Genomic DNA, 18,501 nt, shown 5'->3' on the forward strand with positions numbered 1-18,501 from the left:
ATGAACGAAAACACAGACACCATTGCCTGGAACCGCGAGCATCTGGCGCCCGGCGCGGCGCAGGACGCGGTGGTGAAGGGCATCACTGGCGAGATCGAGGACAAGGGCTTTGTCGTCGCCAACCTCGACAAGGTGGTGAATTGGGCCCGCACGGGCAGCCTCTGGCCGATGACCTTCGGCCTGGCCTGCTGCGCGGTGCCGATGATCCACGCCTATATGGCGCGCTACGACCTCGACCGCTTCGGCGTCATCCCGCGCGGCTCGCCGCGGCAGTCGGATGTGATGATCGTCGCCGGCACGCTGACCAACAAGATGGCCCCCGCGCTGCGCAAGGTCTACGACCAGATGTCGGAACCGCGCTGGGTCATCTCCATGGGCAGCTGCGCCAATGGCGGCGGCTACTACCATTACTCCTACAGCGTGGTGCGCGGCTGCGACCGGATCGTGCCGGTCGATGTCTATGTGCCCGGCTGCCCGCCGACGGCGGAGGGGCTGGTCTACGGCATCATGCAGTTGCAGAAGAAGATCCGGCGTTCGGGGACGATCCTGCGTGGCTGAGAACGAGACATTGACGGCGCTCGGCGAGGCCGTGGCCGCGCTGCCGGGCGCCCGCACCGCGATCGAGCGCGGGGCCGAGCTGGTCCTGACCCTGCCGCGCGAAGGGCTGGTTGAGGCCATGCGCCGGCTGCGCGACGAATTCCATTTCGAGCAGCTCATGGATCTCTGCGGCACGGACTGGCCGGAGCGGCCACTGCGCTTCGAGGTGATCTACAACCTGCTCAGCCTGTCGCAGAACCGCCGCATCCGCGTGGTGGTGGCGACCGATGCGGCGACGCCAGTGCCGAGCATCGTCTCCGTCTGGCCCTGCGCCACCTGGTATGAGCGCGAGGCCTGGGACATGTATGGCATCGTCTTCGAAGGTCAGACCGACCTGCGCCGGCTGCTGACCGATTACGGCTTCGAGGGCCATCCGCTGCGCAAGGACTTCCCGCTCACCGGCCATGTCGAGGTCCGCTACGACGAGGACCGGAAGCAAGTGGTCTATGAGCCGGTGAAGCTGCAGCAGGATTTCCGCAATTTCGATTTCCTCTCGCCCTGGGAAGGCCTGACCACGCTGCCCGGCGACGAGAAGGTGCATCTCAACCGCATCGAGGGAGGCAAGTCATGAGCGGCAGCTCTGCCATGGCTTCCGAGGCCGGGCCGCTCGCCACGAGCGCCGACCCCGCCACCATGCCCTCGGCGACCGGCACCTCGAATGAGGTGAAGACCGTCGAGGTCGACAGCCATACGATCAATTTCGGCCCGCAGCATCCGGCGGCCCACGGCGTGCTGCGCCTCATCCTCGAGATGAAGGGCGAGATGGTGGAGCGCGCCGATCCGCATATCGGCCTGCTGCATCGCGGGACCGAGAAGCTGGTCGAGTACAAGACCTATCTCCAGGCGATGCCCTATATGGATCGCCTGGATTACGTCAGCCCGATGTGCATGGAGCATAGCTGGGTGCTGGCGGTGGAGCGCCTGCTGCATATCGAGAAGGACGTGCCGGAACGCGCCCGCGTCATCCGCACCATGTTCGCCGAGCTGACGCGCATCCTGAACCACCTGCTCAACGTCACTACCTATGCGCTCGATTGCGGCGCCATCACGCCAGCACTCTGGGGCTTCGAGCAGCGCGAGCACCTGCTGGAATTCTACGAGGCAGCGGGCGGCAGCCACTACCACGTCAACTACTTCCGGCCGGGCGGCGTTGCGCGCGACCTGCCTGCGGACCTGCCGGGGCGCATCGCCACCTGGGCGGCCCAATTCCCGAAATTCCTCGACGACCTCGAGGGGCTGCTGACCAACAACCGCATCTTCAAGCAGCGCACCGTCGATATCGGGGTGATGACGGCCGAGCAGGCGATGGAATGGGGCTTCTCCGGTCCCTGCCTGCGCGCCTCGGGCGTGCCCTGGGATCTGCGCAAGGCGCAGCCTTATGAGATCTACGACCAGCTGGATTTCGACATCCCCGTCGGTCGCCAGGGCGATTGCTATGACCGCTACCTGATCCGCATTATGGAGATGCGGCAGAGCCTGCGCATGGTCGAGCAGTGCCTCGGACGCTTGAAGCCGGGCCCGATCAAGATCCTAGACAACAAGATCGTCCCGCCGAAGCGCGGCGAGATGAAGCGGTCGATGGAATCGCTGATCCACCACTTCAAGCTCTACACCGAGGGCTTCCACGTGCCGGAAGGCGCGACCTACACCGTGACCGAAGCGCCGAAGGGCGAGTTCGGCATGTATCTGGTCGCCGACGGCACCAACCGGCCCTATCGCTGCAAGGTCCGGGCGCCGGGCTTCGCGCATCTGCAGGCCATGGAAGTGCTCTCGAAGGGGCATATGCTGGCCGATGCGGTGGCGATCATCGGCTCGCTCGATATCGTTTTCGGGGAGATCGACCGCTAATGGTCGCCGAGATGTCCACCGGGGTCGAGTTCCCGCAGCCCGAAAGCTTTTCCTTCGACGAGGAAAGCATGAAGGCGATCGACACCATCGTGAAGCGCTACCCGCCGGGCAAGCAGGCGAGTGCCGTCATCCCGCTTCTTTATGTCGTGCAGCGGCAGATGAAGCGGCAGACCGGCAGCGCCTGGGTGCCGAACAAAGGCATGGATGCGGTCGCCGAACGCCTCGGCATGGCGCCGATCCGCGTCTATGAGGTCGCGACCTTCTACTTCATGTTTAACATGAAGCCGATCGGCAAATTCCACCTCCAGGTCTGCGGCACCACGCCCTGCTGGCTGCGCGGCTCGGATGAGGTTGCGCGCGCCTGCCGTGACACGGCGAAGGTCGGCGGCTATGGCCAGACCAGCGAGGATGGGATGTTCACCATGTCCGAGGTCGAATGCCTCGGCGGCTGCGTGAATGCGCCGATCCTCCAGGTCGATGACGACTATTACGAAGACATGGACTACGAGAGCACGGTCAAGCTGATCGAGGCGCTGCGGCGCGGCGAGCGGCCAGCGCCGGGTTCCGTCATCGGCCGCCAGACCAGCGCGCCGGAAGGCGGGCCGCTGACGCTGCTGGACGTGCCGGGAGAGTGATGCGATGGCACTGAGCGACAAGGACCGCATCTTCACCAATCTCTACGGGATGCATGACTGGCGCCTGCCGGCCGCGCGTCGCCGTGGCCATTGGGATGGCACCGGCGCGCTGATCGCGAAGGGGCGCGACTGGATCATCGAGGAGGTCAAGAATTCGGGGCTGCGCGGCCGTGGCGGCGCCGGCTTCCCGACCGGCCTCAAATGGTCCTTCATGCCGAAGCAGCCGGGCGACCGGCCGCACTACCTGATCGTCAATTCGGACGAGTCCGAGCCGGGGACCTGCAAGGACCGCGATATCCTGCGGCATGACCCGCATACGCTAATCGAGGGCTGCCTGATCGCCGGCGTCGCGATGGGCGCGCATGCCGGCTACATCTATGTCCGCGGCGAATACTACAACGAACAGCTGGTGCTGCAGGCGGCGATCGACGAGGCCTATGCGGCCGGATTGCTCGGCCCGAATGCCTGCGGCAGCGGCTGGGATTTCGATCTCTATGTCCATCGCGGCGCCGGCGCCTATATCTGTGGCGAAGAGACGGCGCTGATTGAGAGCCTCGAGGGCAAGAAGGGGATGCCGCGGCTGAAGCCGCCCTTCCCGGCGGCGGTCGGGCTCTATGGCTGCCCTTCGACGGTGAACAATGTCGAGACCATTGCGGTGGTGCCGACCATCCTGCGCCGTGGCGGCGCCTGGTTTGCCGGCTTCGGCCGACCGAAGAACAGCGGCACCAAGATCTTCTGCATCCAGGGCCATGTGAACAAGCCCTGCAATGTCGAGGAGGAGATGAGCATCCCGCTGCGGGAGCTGATCGAGCGGCATGCCGGTGGCGTGCGCGGTGGCTGGGACAACCTGCTCGCCGTCATCCCCGGTGGCAGCTCCACACCGATGATCCCGAAGGCCGTCTGCGACGACGTGCTGATGGATTTCGACGCACTGCGCGAGCACAAGACCGGCCTCGGCACCGCGGGCGTGATCGTGATGGACAAGTCCACCGATCTCATCAAGGCGATCGCCCGGCTTTCGACCTTCTACAAGCATGAGAGCTGCGGCCAGTGCACCCCCTGCCGCGAGGGCATGGGCTGGGTGAAGCGCATGATGGACCGCATGGTCGAAGGCCGCGCCGAGGTGGCCGAGATCGATGTGCTGGAACAGGTGACGCGGCAGATCGAGGGGCACACGATCTGTGCGCTCGCCGATGGCGGTGTCTGGCCGGTGCAGGGCCTGATCCGGCACTTCCGGCCGATGATGGAAGAACGCATTGCCGCCTACAAGGCGGGCAAGGCCGCGCCGATGGCGCTGGCGGCGGAGTAGGACCATGGCGAAGGTTACCGTCGACGGGATCGAGGTGGAGGTGCCGAACGGCGTCTCCGTCCTCCAGGCCTGCGAGGCCGCGGGCAAGGAAATCCCGCGCTTCTGCTACCATGAGCGACTGAGCGTCGCCGGCAATTGCCGGATGTGCCTGGTCGAGGTGGAGAAGGCGCCGAAGCCCATCGCCTCCTGCGCCTATCCGGTGGCGGATGGGATGAAGGTCTTCACCGACAGCCCGATGGTCCGCAACGGCCGCCGCGGCGTCATGGAATTCCTGCTGATCAACCACCCGCTGGATTGCCCGATCTGCGACCAGGGCGGCGAGTGCGACCTGCAGGACCAGGCCATGGCCTTCGGCGGCGATGCCAGCCGTTACCGCGAAGAGAAGCGCGCGGTGAAGGACAAGTATCTCGGCCCGCTGGTCAAGACGATCATGAACCGGTGCATCCAGTGCACCCGCTGCGTGCGGTTCGCCACCGAGGTTGCCGGCGTGCCGGAACTCGGCGCGACGAATCGCGGCGAGAACATGGAAATCGGCACCTATGTCGAGAAGGCGCTGACAACCGAGCTTTCCGGCAATCTGATCGATATCTGCCCGGTCGGCGCGCTCACCTCACGTCCCTATGCCTATGTCACCCGGCCCTGGGAGCTGCGGAAGACCGACAGCGTGGACGTGCTGGACGCCACGGGGACCAATATCCGCGTCGATGCCCGCGCTGGCGAGGTGCTGCGCATCCTGCCGCGCACCAATGACGACGTGAACGAGGAGTGGATGGCCGATCGCGGCCGCTTCGCCTTCGATGGGCTGAAGCGGCGCCGGCTGGACCGGCCCTGGGTGCGGAAGAACGGCAAGCTGCATCCGGCGAGCTGGGCCGAGGCTTTCACCGCCATCGCCGCCGGCATCAAGGGCCGCAAGATCGGCGCCGTGGCGGGCGAGCTGGTGGATGCCGAGGCCGCCGTGGCGCTGCGCGACCTGATGGCGGCACTGGGCAGCAACCATCTCGAATGCCGCACCGATGGCGCGGCGATCGATGCCTCGCGGCGGGATTTCTACACCTTCAATACCGGCATCGCCGGGATCGAGGAGGCGGATGCGCTGCTGATCATCGGCAGCAATCCGCGGCTGGACTCCCCGGTGATCAATGCCCGCATTCGCAAGCGGGTGGCGACGGGCGGCATCCCGGTCGGCTTCATCGGTCCGCGTGGACTGAATCTGACCTATGCGCAGGATTGGCTGGGGGAGGGGGGTGCGGTCCTCAACGCCCTGATCGGCGGCCAGCATCGCTTCAATGAGGTGCTGCGGGCGGCGAAGCGGCCGATGCTGATCCTTGGCCGCGGCGCCCTGGCACGGCCGGATGGCGCGTCGGTCCTGGCCGCGGCCTGGCAGGTGGCGGCGCAGAACGGGATGCTCCAACCCGACTGGCACGGCTTCAACCTGCTGCACCACTTCGGTGGCCAGGTGGCGCCGCTTGATCTCGGCTTCACCACCGGGATCCCGGCGGATATCGGCGCAGTCTGGCTGCTCGGCGCGGAACCGGTCGGCGTGCCGGACGGGGCCTTCGTCATCTTCCAGGGCCATCACGGCGAGGCCGGCGCGGCCCGGGCCGATGTGATCCTGCCCGGCGCGGCCTATACCGAGAAGGACGCGACCTGGGTGAATACCGAGGGTCGGGTGCAGCGCGGCCGTCTCGCGGTCTATCCGCCGGGCGAGGCGCGGGAGGATTGGAAGATCCTCCGCGCCGCGAGCGAGGTGCTGGGCGTGCGGCTGCCCTATGACTCCCTCGCCGGGGTGCGGGCGCGACTGGCCGAGGCGAACCCGGTCCTCGCCGGCCCCGGCTTCGAGCCGCATGGCTGCACCGATACCGCCGGGCCCGCGGGCGATGCCGGCGGCGTCTCGGAGGCGGCCTTCCTGCCGCCGGTTGCGAATTACTGGCAGGCGGATCCGATCAGCCGCGCTTCCGCCACCATGGCGGAATGCGCGCGGACCTACCTGCCCCAGGCGGCGGAGTAAGCGGGCATGGATGGTTTCCTCGCCTCGCCCATCGGCATCCTCGCCATCACGGTGGCGCAGACCCTGGCCCTGCTGGTGCCGGTGCTGATCGCCGTCGCATATCTGACGCTCGCCGAGCGCAAGGTGCTGGCGGCGATGCAGCTGCGGCGGGGGCCGAATGTCGTCGGCCCCTTCGGCTTGCTGCAGCCCTTCGCCGATGCGCTGAAGATGCTGATGAAGGAGACGATCATCCCCTCCGGGGCCAATCGCGTCCTCTTCATCCTGGCGCCGATGCTGCTCTTCATGCTGGCGATGATCGCCTGGGCGGTGATCCCGGTGCAGGATGGCTGGGCGATTGCCGATATCAATGTCGGCATCCTCTACCTCTTCGCCGTCAGCTCGCTCGGCGTCTACGGCATCATCATCGCCGGCTGGGCCAGCAACTCGAAATACGCCTTCCTAGGCGCGCTGCGCTCCGCGGCACAGATGGTCAGCTACGAGGTCTCGATCGGCTTCGTCATCGTGACCGTACTGCTCTGCGTCGGCTCGTTGAACCTGTCCGATGTGGTGCGGGCGCAGGAGCGGGTGTGGTTCTTCATCCCGCTCTTCCCCATGTTCATCATCTTCTTCATTAGCGCTTTGGCCGAGACCAACCGCGCGCCCTTCGACCTGCCGGAGGGCGAGAGCGAGCTGGTGGCCGGCTTCTTCGTCGAATACAGCAGCATGTCCTTCGCGCTGTTCTTCCTCGGCGAATACGCGAACATGATCCTGATGTCGGCGCTGACCACCATCCTGTTCCTGGGGGGCTGGTATCCGCCGGTGCATGTGGTGCCCTTCACCTGGATCCCGGGCTTCGTCTGGTTCGCGCTGAAGATCGCGCTGCTGCTTTTCGTCTTCATCTGGGTGCGGGCGACCTTTCCGCGCTACCGCTACGACCAGCTGATGCGGCTGGGCTGGAAGGTCTTCCTGCCTTTCAGTCTGGTCTGGCTGGTGCTGACGGCGGCGGTGCTGAAGCTCACCGGCTGGCTCCCGGCCTAAGGATATCCCGCTATGGCAAGCCTCGACCGCGCTGCCCGCAGCATGCTGCTCTCCGAGCTGGTCTCGGGCATGGCGCTGACCTTGAAGTATTTCTTCAAGCCCAAGGTCACCATCAACTATCCCTATGAGAAGGGCGCTCTCAGCCCGCGCTTCAAGGGAGAGCACGCGCTGCGCCGCTACCCGAATGGTGAGGAGCGGTGCATCGCCTGCAAGCTCTGCGAGGCGGTCTGCCCGGCGCTCGCCATCACCATCGAGGCCGAGCCGCGCGAGGATGGCAGCCGCCGCACCACGCGCTACGACATCGACATGACGAAATGCATCTATTGCGGCATGTGCGAGGAAGCCTGCCCGGTGGATGCCATCGTCGAGGGTCCGAATTTCGAGTTCAGCGTCGAGACCCGCGAGGAGCTGCTCTACGACAAGGCCCGGCTGCTGGCGAATGGCGACCGGTGGGAGCCGGAGCTGGCCAAGCGGCTCGAACTCGACGCCCCCTATCGCTGAAGCGGAAGCCCCGATGATCGCCGCGCTCGCCTTCTACCTCTTCGCGGCCATCCTGATCGCTTCTGCGGTCATGGTGGTCACAGCACGCAACCCCGTCCATAGCGTGCTGTTCCTGATCCTCGCCTTCTTCAACGCCGCGGCGCTCTTCCTCATCGCGGGGGCGGAGTTCCTGGCGATGACCCTGGTCATCGTCTATGTCGGCGCGGTCGCGGTGCTCTTCCTCTTCGTGGTGATGATGCTGGATATCGACTTCGCGCGGCTGCGCGAGGGCTTCCAGCGCTACGCCCCGGTCGGCGCCGTGATCGGCGGCATCCTCTTCCTCGAGCTGCTGCTGGTGGTCGGGAGCTGGAGCTTCGCCGACCAGGCGGAGGATCTGCGGCTGGCGCCCATCACGGGCGATGTCACCAATGCCCAGGCGCTCGGGCGGGTGATCTATACGGATTATGTCTACCTGTTCCAGACCGCCGGCCTGATCCTGCTGGTGGCGATGATCGGCGCCATCGTGCTGACGCATCGCCAGCGCCCCGGGACGCGGCGGCAGAACATTGCGGCCCAGGTCAACCGCAGCGGCTCCGTCCTGCTGGAGAAGGTGCCGAGCGGCGCCGGCATCGCCACCCTCGGCATCCGCCGGCCGCCCGAGCCGGAGGCCGAGAAGCCGAAGGTCACGCATGAGGCCGGGCATGGCCATGGGGGGCACCACTGAGATGACGATCGGCCTCGCCCATTACCTGACCGTCAGCGCCATCCTGCTGGTGCTTGGCATCTTCGGCATCTTCCTCAACCGGAAGAACGTCATCGTCATCCTGATGAGCGTGGAGCTGATCCTGCTCTCGGTGAACCTCAACTTCGTCGCCTTCTCCTCCTGGCTGAACGACCTGAACGGCCAGGTCTTCGCCATGTTCGTCCTCACCGTGGCAGCGGCCGAGGCGGCGATCGGGCTCGCCATCGTCGTTATCTACTTCCGCAACCGCGGCAGCATCGAGGTCGAGGATATCTCGACGCTGAAAGGCTAGGCCATGTTCGTCGGCGCGATCTTCTTCCCTCTGCTCGGGGCATGCCTCAGCGGATTCCTCGGCCGCTGGCTTGGCGACAAGCTGGCCCAATGGGCGACCGTGATCTGCATGGCCCTGGCCGCCGTTTGCGGCAGCCTTGCCTTCGCCCATGTCGCCATGGACAGCCAGCCGGCGACGGTGCCGCTGCTGACCTGGATGGATGTCGGCGGGCTCGAGATTTCCTGGGCGCTCCGCTACGACACGCTCAGCGTGGTGATGGTGGCGATGGTCACCTTCATCTCGACGCTGATCCATCTCTATTCGGTCGGCTATATGTCGCATGACGCGACGCCGACGCGGTTCTTCGCCTATCTCAGCCTCTTCACCTTCATGATGCTGATGCTGGTGACAGCGGACAACCTCGCCCAGCTCTTCTTCGGCTGGGAGGGCGTCGGCCTCGCCTCCTACCTGCTGATCGGCTACTGGTACGACCGCGAGAGCGCGAACCGCGCGGCGATGAAGGCCTTCATCGTCAACCGTGTCGGCGACGTGTTCTTCATGCTTGGCTTGGCGCTGACCTTCTTCACCTTCGGCAGCATCGAATTCGACACGATCTTCCCGGCGGTCGCCCAGCACGCGAATGACCGCTTCGCCGGCCTGCCCGCGATCGAGCTGATCGGCGTGCTGCTCTTCCTCGGCGCCTGTGGCAAGTCGGCACAGCTCGGGCTGCATACCTGGCTGCCGGATGCGATGGAGGGGCCGACGCCCGTCTCGGCCCTGATCCATGCGGCGACCATGGTGACGGCCGGCGTCTTCCTCATGGCCCGCATGTCGCCGCTGATGGAATATGCGCCGGTGGCGCTGGCCATCGTCACCGTCGTCGGTGCCTCGACGGCGCTGTTTGCCGCGACGATCGGCTGCGTGCAGAACGACATCAAGCGCATCATCGCCTATTCGACCTGCTCGCAGCTTGGCTACATGTTCTTCGCGGCCGGGGTCGGGGCCTATCAGGTCTCGGTCTTCCATCTGTTTACCCACGCCTTCTTCAAGGCGCTGCTCTTCCTTGGCGCCGGCAGCGTGATCCACGCGATGTCTGACGAGCAGGACATCCGGAAGATGGGCGGCATCTGGACCAAGATCCCGGTCACCTATGTGGTGATGTGGATCGGCAACCTGGCGCTGGCCGGCATCCCCTTCTTCGCCGGCTACTATTCCAAAGACGCGATCCTGGAGGCCGCTTACGCCGCCCATAGCGGCGTCGGCGCCTATGCCTGGGTCTGCGGCATGCTGGCCGCCTTCCTCACCGCCTTCTATTCCTGGCGTTTGCTGATCCTGACCTTCCACGGCAAGCCGCGGGCGGATCATCACACCATGGAACATGTGCATGAGAGCCCGGCGGTGATGCTGATCCCGCTGCTGCTCCTCGCCGTGGGTGCGGTGCTGACCGGCGCGGTCTTCGCCCCCTTCTTCGTCGGCGAGCACGCGCATGAATTCTGGAACGGCGCGATCTTCAACGGCGAGCACAACCACATCCTGCACGCCATGCATGAAGTTCCGGAATGGGTGCCGCTGGCGCCGACCGTCATGGGCATCGCCGGCATCGCCCTGGCCTATGTCATGTACATGGCGGCACCGGGCCTGCCGACGCGGCTGGCACAGATGTTCAGTGCCCGGCCGCAGCTCGTCCGCCGCCTGCCGCTGATCCCGGCCGAAGGCGAGGAGCAACAGACCGAGCCGAATCCTGGCGGGCTCTACGGCTTCCTGCTGAAGAAATGGTATTTCGACGAGCTCTATGACTTCCTCTTCGTCAGGCCCGCGCGACGCTTGGCCGAGCGGTTCTGGAAGGTCGGCGATGCACGTATCATCGACGGCATGCCGAATGGCGTGGCCAGCCTGGCCGCGGCCGGTGCCCGCGGCGCGGTGCGCATTCAGACCGGGCGGGTGGCGAATTACGCCTTCGCCATGATCATCGGCCTCGTCCTCTTCGTCACCCTCTTCCTGATCGGGCGCTGAGAATGAACGCCGCCGGTTTTCCGCTGCTCTCGCTGCTGACCTTCCTGCCGCTGGTGGGGTCGGCGGTCATCCTCTCGATCCGGGGGGAGGAGGCTGTCGTCGCCCGCAATGCCCGCTGGACCGCGCTCTGGACCAGCCTGATCGTCTTTCTGCTCAGCCTGATCCTCTGGGCGCGCTTCGACACCTCCTCGGCTGCCTTCCAGTTCGAGGAAAAGCTGGCCTGGCTGCCGGAATTCGGGGTCGGCTACCATATGGGCGTCGATGGCATCTCGGTGCTGTTCGTCCTGCTCTCGACCGCGCTGACGCCGCTCTGCATCCTTGCATCCTGGGAGTCGGTCACGGCCCGGGTGCGGGAATACATGGTCGCCTTCCTCGTCCTCGAGACGATGATGGTCGGCATGTTCTGCGCGCTGGACTTCATCGTCTTCTACATCTTCTTCGAGGCGGTGTTGATCCCGATGTTCCTCATCATCGGGGTCTGGGGCGGGGCGAGGCGGGTCTATGCCGCCTTCAAATTCTTCCTCTACACCCTGCTCGGCAGCGTGCTGATGCTGCTGGCGATCCTCTATCTCTGGTACACGGCCGGCACCACCGACGTCCCGGCGCTGTTCGAGCTGCAGATCCCCCGCTCGGCCCAGGCCTGGATCTTCTTCGCCTTCCTCGCCAGCTTCGCGGTGAAGGTGCCGATGTGGCCGGTGCATACCTGGCTGCCGGATGCGCATGTGGAGGCACCGACCGCCGGTTCCGTCATCCTGGCCGGCGTGCTGCTGAAGATGGGAGCCTATGGCTTCCTGCGCTTCACCTTGCCGCTACTGCCCGAGGCCTCGGCGGAATTCGCGCCGCTGATCTTCGCCCTCTCGGTCGTCGCCGTGGTCTACACCTCGCTGGTGGCGCTGGCGCAGGAGGATATGAAGAAGCTGATCGCCTATAGCTCGGTCGCCCATATGGGCATCGTCACGATCGGCATCTTCACCTTCAACCAGCAGGGGCTGTCCGGCGCGCTCTTCACCATGCTGGCGCATGGCGTGGTCTCCGGCGCGCTCTTCCTCTGCGTCGGCGTGCTCTATGACCGGGTCCATAGCCGCGAGATCCTGCGCTATGGCGGCGTCGCCAAGATCATGCCGGCCTATGCGCTGGTCTTCATGCTCTTCACCATGGCGTCGGTCGGCCTGCCTGGCCTCGCCAATTTCGTTGGCGAGTTCCTGGTGATCGTCGGCGCCTGGCGGGTGAATCCCTGGGTCGCCTTCGGCGCGGCGCTCGGCATGATCCTGGGCGCTGCCTATATGCTCTATCTCTACCGGCGGGTCGCCTTCGGGCGGATCACGCGGGATGACCTGCGCGCGCTGCTCGATCTCAGCCCGCGGGAATATGCGGTCTTTGCGCCGCTGATCGCACTCACGCTCTGGATGGGCATCTATCCGCAGCCCTTCCTCTCCTTCTTCGAAGCCAGCGTCGCCGCGCTGGTGGCGCGGCACGAGGCTGCGCTGAACCTCAGCCGCCTGGCGGGAATGTAAGCCGATGTCCTGGACCCTTGCCCTGCCGGAACTCGTGCTCGCCTGCAGCGGCCTCGTGCTGCTGCTGGCCGGCGTGATCCCGAAGCAGGAGACCTTCTTTCCCATCACCATGGGCGCCATCGGCGCCCTGCTGGTGACCGCGGTGCTGGTGCTCGGCCAGGGGGAGGGCACGGCCCTCGGCGGCCATTACGTCGCCGATGCCTTCAGCGGCTTCATGAAGATCCTGGCGCTTGGCGCCGCAGCGCTCGGCTTGCTGCTCTCGATCGATTTCAATGAGAAGGAGGGGCTTGGCCGCTTCGAATTCCCGGTGCTGGTGCTCTTCGCCAGCCTCGGCGCGATGGTCATGATCTCCGCCAACGACCTGATGGCGCTCTATCTGGGGCTCGAGCTGCTGTCCCTGCCGCTCTATGTCATCGCCGCCTTCAACCGCGACAATGCCCGCTCCTCCGAGGCGGGGCTGAAGTATTTCGTCCTCGGCGCACTGGCCTCCGGCCTGCTGCTCTATGGCACCACATTGGTCTATGGCTTCGCCGGCACGACCAATTTCGACCGGCTGGCGGATGCCTTCTCGGCCGCGCAGGGTGTCTCGGCCGGGGTGATCGTCGGCGTGGTCTTCGTCATCGCCGGCCTCGCCTTCAAGGTCTCGGCCGTGCCCTTTCATATGTGGACGCCCGACGTCTACGAAGGCGCGCCGACGCCGGTGACGGCCTATTTCGCCTCCGCTCCCAAGGTCGCGGCGATTGCCCTGCTCACCCGCGTGCTGCTCGGCCCCTTCGGCGACCTCGCCGCGCAATGGCAGCAGGTCATCCTGCTGATCTCCTTCGGCTCAATGATCCTCGGCAGCTTCGCCGCCATCGGCCAGATCAACCTGAAGCGGCTGATGGCCTATTCCTCCATCGGCCATGTCGGCTATGCGCTGATGGGCCTCGCCGTCGGCAGCGATACCGGGCTGCGCGGCCTGCTGTTCTACATGGCGATCTATGTCTTCATGAATGTCGGCGCCTTCGCCGTGCTGGTCGCCATGCGCCGCCAGGGCCGTGCGGTGGAGCAGGTCGAGGATCTCGCGGGCCTCGCCCGCACCGATCTCGGCATGGCGCTGTGGATGGCGGCCTTCATGTTCTCGATGGCCGGCATCCCGCCGCTCGCCGGCTTCTTCAGCAAGCTCTACGTCTTCCTCGCCGCGGTGCAGGGCGGGTTCTGGACGCTGGCTGTGGTTGGTGTGCTGACCAGCGTGGTCTCGGCCTATTACTATCTGCGGGTGGTGAAGGTGATGTTCTTCGACCAGCCGGCGGGCGCGCTGGACCGGGCGCCGGCCAGCCTGACCATCGTCATGGCCGGCACCGGCCTCTTCACCCTGCTCTTCGGCCTGTTCCCGGCACCGCTGCTGGCGGCGGCGCAGGCCGCGGCCGCGGCCTTGCTGGGGTGAGCCTGCCACCGGGCTGGCGGCTGGAAGTCCATGCCACCCTGCCCAGCACCGCGGACCGCATCGCCACCGCGGCGGAGGCGGGCGAGCCCGGCGGGCTCGCCGTCCTGGCGCGGCAGCAGACCGCCGGACGAGGCCGGGCCGGCCGCGCCTGGGCCTCGCCGCCCTTGGGCAATCTCTATCTCTCGGTGCTGCTGCGTCCCGGCGGGTCCGCGCGGGAGGCGCCGCAATGGTCGCTCCTGGCCGGCCTCGCGCTGATCGAGGCGGCGGCCGCGATCGATCCGGACCCGGCGGCGCTGCGGCTGAAATGGCCGAACGACATGCTCCGCCACGGCGCCAAATGCGCCGGCATCCTGGCCGAGACGGCACTGGCGCCGGATGGCGGGCTGTCCTGGCTGGGGCTCGGCTTCGGGGTCAACCTCGCCCATGCGCCCTCGCTGCCGGACCGGCCGACCGCCTGCCTCGGCGCGGCCGAGCCGCCGGAGGAATTCGCCGCCCGTCTCCTTGCCCGGCTGGATCATTGGTCCCGGCGCCGGGCGGCCGAGGGGTTCGGCCCGGTGCGCGCCGCCTGGATGGCCCATGGCCCGGCCCCCGGCGCGCCGATCACCCTGCGGGACGGGCCAATCCCGGGCGGCGCCTTCGCCGGGCTGGCCGAGGATGGCGGGCTGTTGCTGGACCAGGACGGGGTGCGGCACACCATCCGCGCCGGCGAAGTCGCGGCGGGATGACGCCCATGCGGCGCCCCGCCTGTTGGCTTAAGGCCGGCTGGCCCCCATCTTTCAACCAACTTCGCTCTGCGTTTCCGGTTGAACCAGATCTCCGCATCGGGGCGGCGAGCTGACCGCCGGGCACGGAGGGGATCGATATGACATGAAAGGCCAGGGCCAGGTCCATGCGACCCGCCCTGGAAGGTGGCAATGAACGATGTCCTGGCTTCGGCCGTACCCGATGCGGCCGACGATCTAGCCTTCATCCCGCTCGGCGGGACCGGCGAGATCGGCATGAATCTCAATGTCTATCGTTGCGACGGACGCCTGCTGGCCATCGATTGCGGCATCGGCTTCGGCGGGCCGGAAATGCCCGAGGTCGATGTGATGGTCCCCGATCCCGTCTGGCTCGCCGAGCGGCGGGACCGGCTGGTCGGCCTGATCATCACCCATGCGCATGAGGATCATGTCGGCGCCGTCGCACATCTCTGGCCGCAGCTGCGCTGCCCGATCTATGCCGGGCCCTTCGTTGCCGCTGTGCTGCGCCGCAAGCTGGGCGAGGCGGGGCTGGCCGGGGAAGCGAAGGTGCATGTGGTGCCGCTCAGCGGCAACCTCTCCCTCAAGCCCTTCGAATGCCAGTTCCTCCGCGTCGCCCATTCGGTGCCGGAGGCGCAGGCGGTGGCGATCCGCACCCGCCACGGCCTGGTGCTGCATACTGGCGACTGGAAGCTAGATCCGGAGCCGCTGATCGGCCCGCCGACCGACGAGGCCGCCTTCGACGCGCTCGGCGATGAAGGCGTGCTGGCCATGGTCTGCGATTCGACCAACGCGCTGGTCGAGGGACATTCGGGCTCGGAGGCCGAGGTGCGGCGGAACCTGGCGGCCCTCATCAAGGGGCTGCGCGGCCGCGTCGCGGTGACCTGCTTCGCCACCAACCTCGCCCGGGTCGAAAGCATCGCGCTGGCCGCCCAGGCGGCGGGCCGGCAGGTCGCGCTGTTCGGCCGTTCGCTCCGCAATGCCGAGGCGGCGGCGCGGGAATGCGGCTACCTCAAGACCATCGAGCCCTTCGTCTCGGAGGATGAGGCCGGCTATATTCCGGACGACAACCTCCTCATCATCTGCACTGGCAGCCAGGGGGAGCCGCGCTCGGCGCTCGCCAAGATCGGCGCCGATACCCATCCGGCGATCGCGCTGGGGGAGGGGGATACGGTCATCTTCTCCTCCCGCATGATCCCCGGGAATGAGCGGGGCATCCTGCAGATGCAGGATGCGCTGGCCCGCCGCGGCTGCCGGGTGCTGACGGCGGACGACCATATGGTCCATGTCTCCGGCCATCCCGCGCGGGATGAGCTGCGACGTCTCTATGGGCTGGTGCGGCCGAAATATGCGGTGCCGGTGCATGGCGAATGGCGCCATCTCTCGGAACATGCCGCCCTGGCGCGGGAGCTCGGGGCGACCCCGATCCTGGTCGAGGATGGCGATGTGCTGCGCCTCTCCCCCGGCCGGCCGGATGTGGTGGAGGGGGTGCCGACCGGACGGCTCGCGGTCGATAACGGACGGCTGTTGCCACTCACCGGCGGGGTGCTCTCGGCCCGGAAGCGAATGCTGTTCAATGGGGTGGTCATCGCCTCCCTCGCAGTGGACGGAACTGGGCGGGTGCTCGGCACGCCGCAGGTCTCGGCCCCCGGCCTCTTCGATGGCGGGGAGGATGACAGCGCCCAACTCGCGGCCGAACTCGCCCGGGCGGTGGGCGAGTTGCCGAGCACGCTGCGGCGGGAGGACGATGCCCTGCGCGAGGCGGCGCGGAGCGTGCTGCGGCGGGCGGTCGGCCGCCGGCTGCGCAAGCGGCCGAATGTCGAGATCCATCTGCTGCGGGTCTAGACCGCATTCTCGATCGATGTGAGTCACGCCGTCGGCCCTTCTGGCCGGCGGCGTTCACGCCATGGGGGCTGGGCTGATGGGTTGGGTCAGCGGGACCGTCGTCTATTTCCTGATCTGGTGGGTGGTGCTCTTCGCGGTGCTGCCCATCGGCACGCAACCGGTCGCCGAGGGCGACTCGCAAAGCGGCTGGCGCGGGGCTCCGCAGGAGCCGCGACTCTGGCGGAAGGTGCTGATCACCACCCTGGTCTCGACGGTTCTGTGGTTCGGAGCCTATGCGCTCATCACCAGCGACTGGCTGAGCTTCCGGAGCGGCTTGCTGGCGATGCCAGAAAAATAGGCGACTTTCCGGCTTTTAAGCCGGTGTCGCTTCTTGTTTGTGCGGAACGTGTTTGGGAGCCACTTTTTTCAGCTTTCGCGGCATCGATTGCGATTGTGCCGCGTTGGTCCCCCGCGCCAACATACTGACAGGAAGAGGGTTGGTCCTCTTTCTGCCGTGTGACTGGCGTTTCCTCCCTAAACTCGGGCCGTGCCTCAGGGCGCGGCCCTTTTTTTCGTCTAGCGGAGCGGAAGCGGCGGGGCAAGCCGAAACCGACGCGGATGCGGAAATTTCTTTAGAGATCGTGCGTTTTGCACCGCAACATCGAAAGAAAATTGCTGCAAAGCGGCGTAAATCGGGGCCCTGGCGGAGCCGGCAGCCTGCGACTAGTCTCCGGCGCCCTCGCCCAGACCAGGAGCCCGCCTTGCGTCTCTCCCGCGCCTTCCTGCCGACCCTGAAGGAAACCCCGGCCGATGCGCAGATCGCCTCGCACCGGCTGATGCTGCGTGCGGGCATGGTGCGGCAGACCAGCGCCGGCATCTATGCCTGGCTGCCGCTCGGCTGGCGGGTGCTGCAGAAGGTCGAGCAGATCGTCCGCGAGGAGCAGGACCGCGCCGGCGCCCAGGAAATCCTGATGCCGACGATCCAGACCGCCGATCTCTGGCGGCAATCCGGCCGCTACGACGCCTACGGGCCGGAGATGCTGCGCCTCAAGGACCGGCACGACCGCGAGATGCTCTACGGCCCGACCAACGAGGAGATGGTGACGGATATCTTCCGCACCTACGCCAAGAGCTACCGCGACCTGCCGCGCAACCTCTACCACATCCAGTGGAAATTCCGGGACGAGGTGCGCCCCCGCTTCGGCGTTATGCGCGGCCGCGAATTCCTGATGAAGGATGCCTATAGCTTCGACCTCGACTATGCCGGCGCGCAGCGCAGCTATAGGCAGATGTTCGTGGCCTATCTGCGGACCTTCGCCCGGATGGGGCTGAAGGCCATCCCGATGCAGGCCGATACCGGCCCGATCGGCGGCAACCTCTCCCATGAATTCCTGATCCTCGCCGAGACCGGGGAGAGCCAGGTCTATCTCCACCGCGACCTGCTCGATTTCGACGTGCTCGGCCAGGCGCCTGACTACGAGGGCGACCTCTCGCCCATCGTCGATTTCTGGACCAGCCGCTACGCCGCCACCGACGAGAAGCATGACGAGGCGGCCTGGAATGCTATCCCGGCCGAACGCCAGGTCTCGGCGCGGGGGATCGAGATCGGCCATATCTTCTATTTCGGCACGAAGTACAGCGCCTCCATGGGCCTCCAGGTCCAGGGCCCGGACGGCAAGCCGGTGGCGCCCGAGATGGGCAGCTACGGCATCGGCGTCTCCCGCCTGGTCGGCGCCATCATCGAGGCAAACCACGATGAGGCCGGCATCAAATGGCCCGAGGCCGTGGCGCCCTTCCGCCTCGCGGTGCTGAACCTGAAGCAGGGCGATGCGGCAACGGATGCGCTCTGCGACAAGCTCTATGCCGCCTTCGAGGCCGATGCCGTCTATGACGACCGGCCGGAACGCGCGGGCGTCAAATTCGCCGATGCCGACCTCATGGGCTATCCCTGGCAGGCGATCGTCGGTCCTCGCGGCGCGGCCGCCGGCAAGGTGGAGCTGAAGCGGCGCGCGACCGGCGAGCGGGAGGAGCTGTCGCTCGAGGATGCCATCGCCCGCATCCGGGGCGCCTGAACGCC

Annotated in this window: 17 protein-coding genes; all 17 read left to right on the forward strand. The window is 66.6% G+C overall.

Annotated elements, in window-relative coordinates; genetic code table 11:
* The 17 genes from JMJ55_RS07610 (at nucleotide 1) to proS (ending at nucleotide 18,496) form a co-directional block, all read left to right on the forward strand.
* On the forward strand, nucleotides 1-558 hold the full coding sequence (locus JMJ55_RS07610; protein WP_202824901.1) for a NuoB/complex I 20 kDa subunit family protein: 558 nt from the start codon (nucleotides 1-3) through the stop codon (nucleotides 556-558).
* Complete coding sequence (locus tag JMJ55_RS07615; RefSeq protein WP_328702581.1) at nucleotides 551-1,168, forward strand: NADH-quinone oxidoreductase subunit C; 618 nt, start codon at nucleotides 551-553, stop codon at nucleotides 1,166-1,168. Before JMJ55_RS07610 ends, JMJ55_RS07615 begins: the two co-directional genes overlap by 8 nt.
* A 62-nt stretch (nucleotides 1,169-1,230) precedes the next feature.
* The gene (locus JMJ55_RS07620) at nucleotides 1,231-2,445 is read left to right on the forward strand and encodes an NADH-quinone oxidoreductase subunit D (protein ID WP_236033523.1); all 1,215 of its coding nucleotides are present in this window, start codon (nucleotides 1,231-1,233) and stop codon (nucleotides 2,443-2,445) included.
* Complete coding sequence (locus JMJ55_RS07625) at nucleotides 2,445-3,080, forward strand: complex I 24 kDa subunit family protein (protein ID WP_236033465.1); 636 nt, start codon at nucleotides 2,445-2,447, stop codon at nucleotides 3,078-3,080. Before JMJ55_RS07620 ends, JMJ55_RS07625 begins: the two co-directional genes overlap by 1 nt.
* A 4-nt stretch (nucleotides 3,081-3,084) precedes the next feature.
* Nucleotides 3,085-4,389 carry an NADH-quinone oxidoreductase subunit NuoF gene (gene nuoF / locus JMJ55_RS07630; protein ID WP_202824902.1) on the forward strand — a complete coding sequence of 435 codons (1,305 nt, stop codon included), beginning with the start codon at nucleotides 3,085-3,087 and terminating at the stop codon, nucleotides 4,387-4,389.
* Nucleotides 4,390-4,393: 4 nt separating this feature from the next.
* On the forward strand, nucleotides 4,394-6,397 hold the full coding sequence (nuoG, locus tag JMJ55_RS07635) for an NADH-quinone oxidoreductase subunit NuoG (protein ID WP_202824903.1): 2,004 nt from the start codon (nucleotides 4,394-4,396) through the stop codon (nucleotides 6,395-6,397).
* 6 nt (nucleotides 6,398-6,403) lie between these two features.
* On the forward strand, nucleotides 6,404-7,414 hold the full coding sequence (gene nuoH, locus JMJ55_RS07640; protein ID WP_202824904.1) for an NADH-quinone oxidoreductase subunit NuoH: 1,011 nt from the start codon (nucleotides 6,404-6,406) through the stop codon (nucleotides 7,412-7,414).
* 12 nt (nucleotides 7,415-7,426) lie between these two features.
* Nucleotides 7,427-7,915: an NADH-quinone oxidoreductase subunit NuoI gene (nuoI, locus tag JMJ55_RS07645; protein ID WP_202824905.1), complete on the forward strand. Its 489-nt coding sequence runs from the start codon at nucleotides 7,427-7,429 to the stop codon at nucleotides 7,913-7,915.
* A gap of 13 nt (nucleotides 7,916-7,928) precedes the next feature.
* Nucleotides 7,929-8,618 (forward strand): NADH-quinone oxidoreductase subunit J, encoded by a 690-nt coding sequence (locus JMJ55_RS07650; protein ID WP_202824906.1) that lies wholly within the window; start codon nucleotides 7,929-7,931, stop codon nucleotides 8,616-8,618.
* The gene (nuoK, locus tag JMJ55_RS07655; protein WP_328702582.1) at nucleotides 8,602-8,928 is read left to right on the forward strand and encodes an NADH-quinone oxidoreductase subunit NuoK; all 327 of its coding nucleotides are present in this window, start codon (nucleotides 8,602-8,604) and stop codon (nucleotides 8,926-8,928) included. Before JMJ55_RS07650 ends, nuoK begins: the two co-directional genes overlap by 17 nt.
* 3 nt (nucleotides 8,929-8,931) lie before the next feature.
* Entirely contained in the window at nucleotides 8,932-10,920 is a 1,989-nt protein-coding gene (gene nuoL, locus JMJ55_RS07660) for an NADH-quinone oxidoreductase subunit L (protein WP_202824907.1), read from the forward strand.
* Nucleotides 10,921-10,922: 2 nt separating this feature from the next.
* On the forward strand, nucleotides 10,923-12,434 hold the full coding sequence (locus tag JMJ55_RS07665; RefSeq protein ID WP_202824908.1) for an NADH-quinone oxidoreductase subunit M: 1,512 nt from the start codon (nucleotides 10,923-10,925) through the stop codon (nucleotides 12,432-12,434).
* A 4-nt stretch (nucleotides 12,435-12,438) separates the two neighbouring features.
* A complete protein-coding gene (gene nuoN / locus JMJ55_RS07670; RefSeq protein WP_202824909.1) occupies nucleotides 12,439-13,860 on the forward strand; it encodes an NADH-quinone oxidoreductase subunit NuoN in 1,422 nt (473 codons plus the stop codon).
* Nucleotides 13,857-14,585, forward strand: coding sequence for a biotin--[acetyl-CoA-carboxylase] ligase (locus JMJ55_RS07675; protein WP_202824910.1), 729 nt, complete (start codon nucleotides 13,857-13,859; stop codon nucleotides 14,583-14,585). The genes nuoN and JMJ55_RS07675 overlap by 4 nt, the downstream gene beginning before the upstream one ends.
* Before the next feature lie 189 nt (nucleotides 14,586-14,774).
* A complete protein-coding gene (locus tag JMJ55_RS07680) occupies nucleotides 14,775-16,445 on the forward strand; it encodes a ribonuclease J (RefSeq protein WP_202824911.1) in 1,671 nt (556 codons plus the stop codon).
* Nucleotides 16,446-16,521: 76 nt separating this feature from the next.
* Complete coding sequence (locus JMJ55_RS07685) at nucleotides 16,522-16,782, forward strand: DUF1467 family protein (protein ID WP_202824912.1); 261 nt, start codon at nucleotides 16,522-16,524, stop codon at nucleotides 16,780-16,782.
* Nucleotides 16,783-17,185: 403 nt separating this feature from the next.
* On the forward strand, nucleotides 17,186-18,496 hold the full coding sequence (gene proS / locus JMJ55_RS07690; protein WP_202824913.1) for a proline--tRNA ligase: 1,311 nt from the start codon (nucleotides 17,186-17,188) through the stop codon (nucleotides 18,494-18,496).
* Nucleotides 18,497-18,501: the final 5 nt, after the last annotated feature.

The sequence above is a fragment of the Belnapia mucosa genome (assembly GCF_016775475.1).
Classification (GTDB): domain Bacteria; phylum Pseudomonadota; class Alphaproteobacteria; order Acetobacterales; family Acetobacteraceae; genus Belnapia; species Belnapia mucosa.

Bases quoted from the DNA above. Each gene is read 5' to 3' on its own strand.
- JMJ55_RS07610 (WP_202824901.1), top strand. From the start codon at position 1: ATGAACGAAAACACAGACACCATTGCCTGGAACCGCGAGCATCTGGCG.
- JMJ55_RS07620 (WP_236033523.1), top strand. From the start codon at position 1,231: ATGCCCTCGGCGACCGGCACCTCGAATGAGGTGAAGACCGTCGAGGTC.
- JMJ55_RS07625 (WP_236033465.1), top strand. From the start codon at position 2,445: ATGGTCGCCGAGATGTCCACCGGGGTCGAGTTCCCGCAGCCCGAAAGC.
- nuoF (WP_202824902.1), top strand. From the start codon at position 3,085: ATGGCACTGAGCGACAAGGACCGCATCTTCACCAATCTCTACGGGATG.
- nuoG (WP_202824903.1), top strand. From the start codon at position 4,394: ATGGCGAAGGTTACCGTCGACGGGATCGAGGTGGAGGTGCCGAACGGC.
- nuoH (WP_202824904.1), top strand. From the start codon at position 6,404: ATGGATGGTTTCCTCGCCTCGCCCATCGGCATCCTCGCCATCACGGTG.
- nuoI (WP_202824905.1), top strand. From the start codon at position 7,427: ATGGCAAGCCTCGACCGCGCTGCCCGCAGCATGCTGCTCTCCGAGCTG.
- JMJ55_RS07650 (WP_202824906.1), top strand. From the start codon at position 7,929: ATGATCGCCGCGCTCGCCTTCTACCTCTTCGCGGCCATCCTGATCGCT.
- nuoK (WP_328702582.1), top strand. From the start codon at position 8,602: ATGGGGGGCACCACTGAGATGACGATCGGCCTCGCCCATTACCTGACC.
- nuoL (WP_202824907.1), top strand. From the start codon at position 8,932: ATGTTCGTCGGCGCGATCTTCTTCCCTCTGCTCGGGGCATGCCTCAGC.
- JMJ55_RS07665 (WP_202824908.1), top strand. From the start codon at position 10,923: ATGAACGCCGCCGGTTTTCCGCTGCTCTCGCTGCTGACCTTCCTGCCG.
- nuoN (WP_202824909.1), top strand. From the start codon at position 12,439: ATGTCCTGGACCCTTGCCCTGCCGGAACTCGTGCTCGCCTGCAGCGGC.
- JMJ55_RS07680 (WP_202824911.1), top strand. From the start codon at position 14,775: ATGAACGATGTCCTGGCTTCGGCCGTACCCGATGCGGCCGACGATCTA.
- JMJ55_RS07685 (WP_202824912.1), top strand. From the start codon at position 16,522: ATGGGTTGGGTCAGCGGGACCGTCGTCTATTTCCTGATCTGGTGGGTG.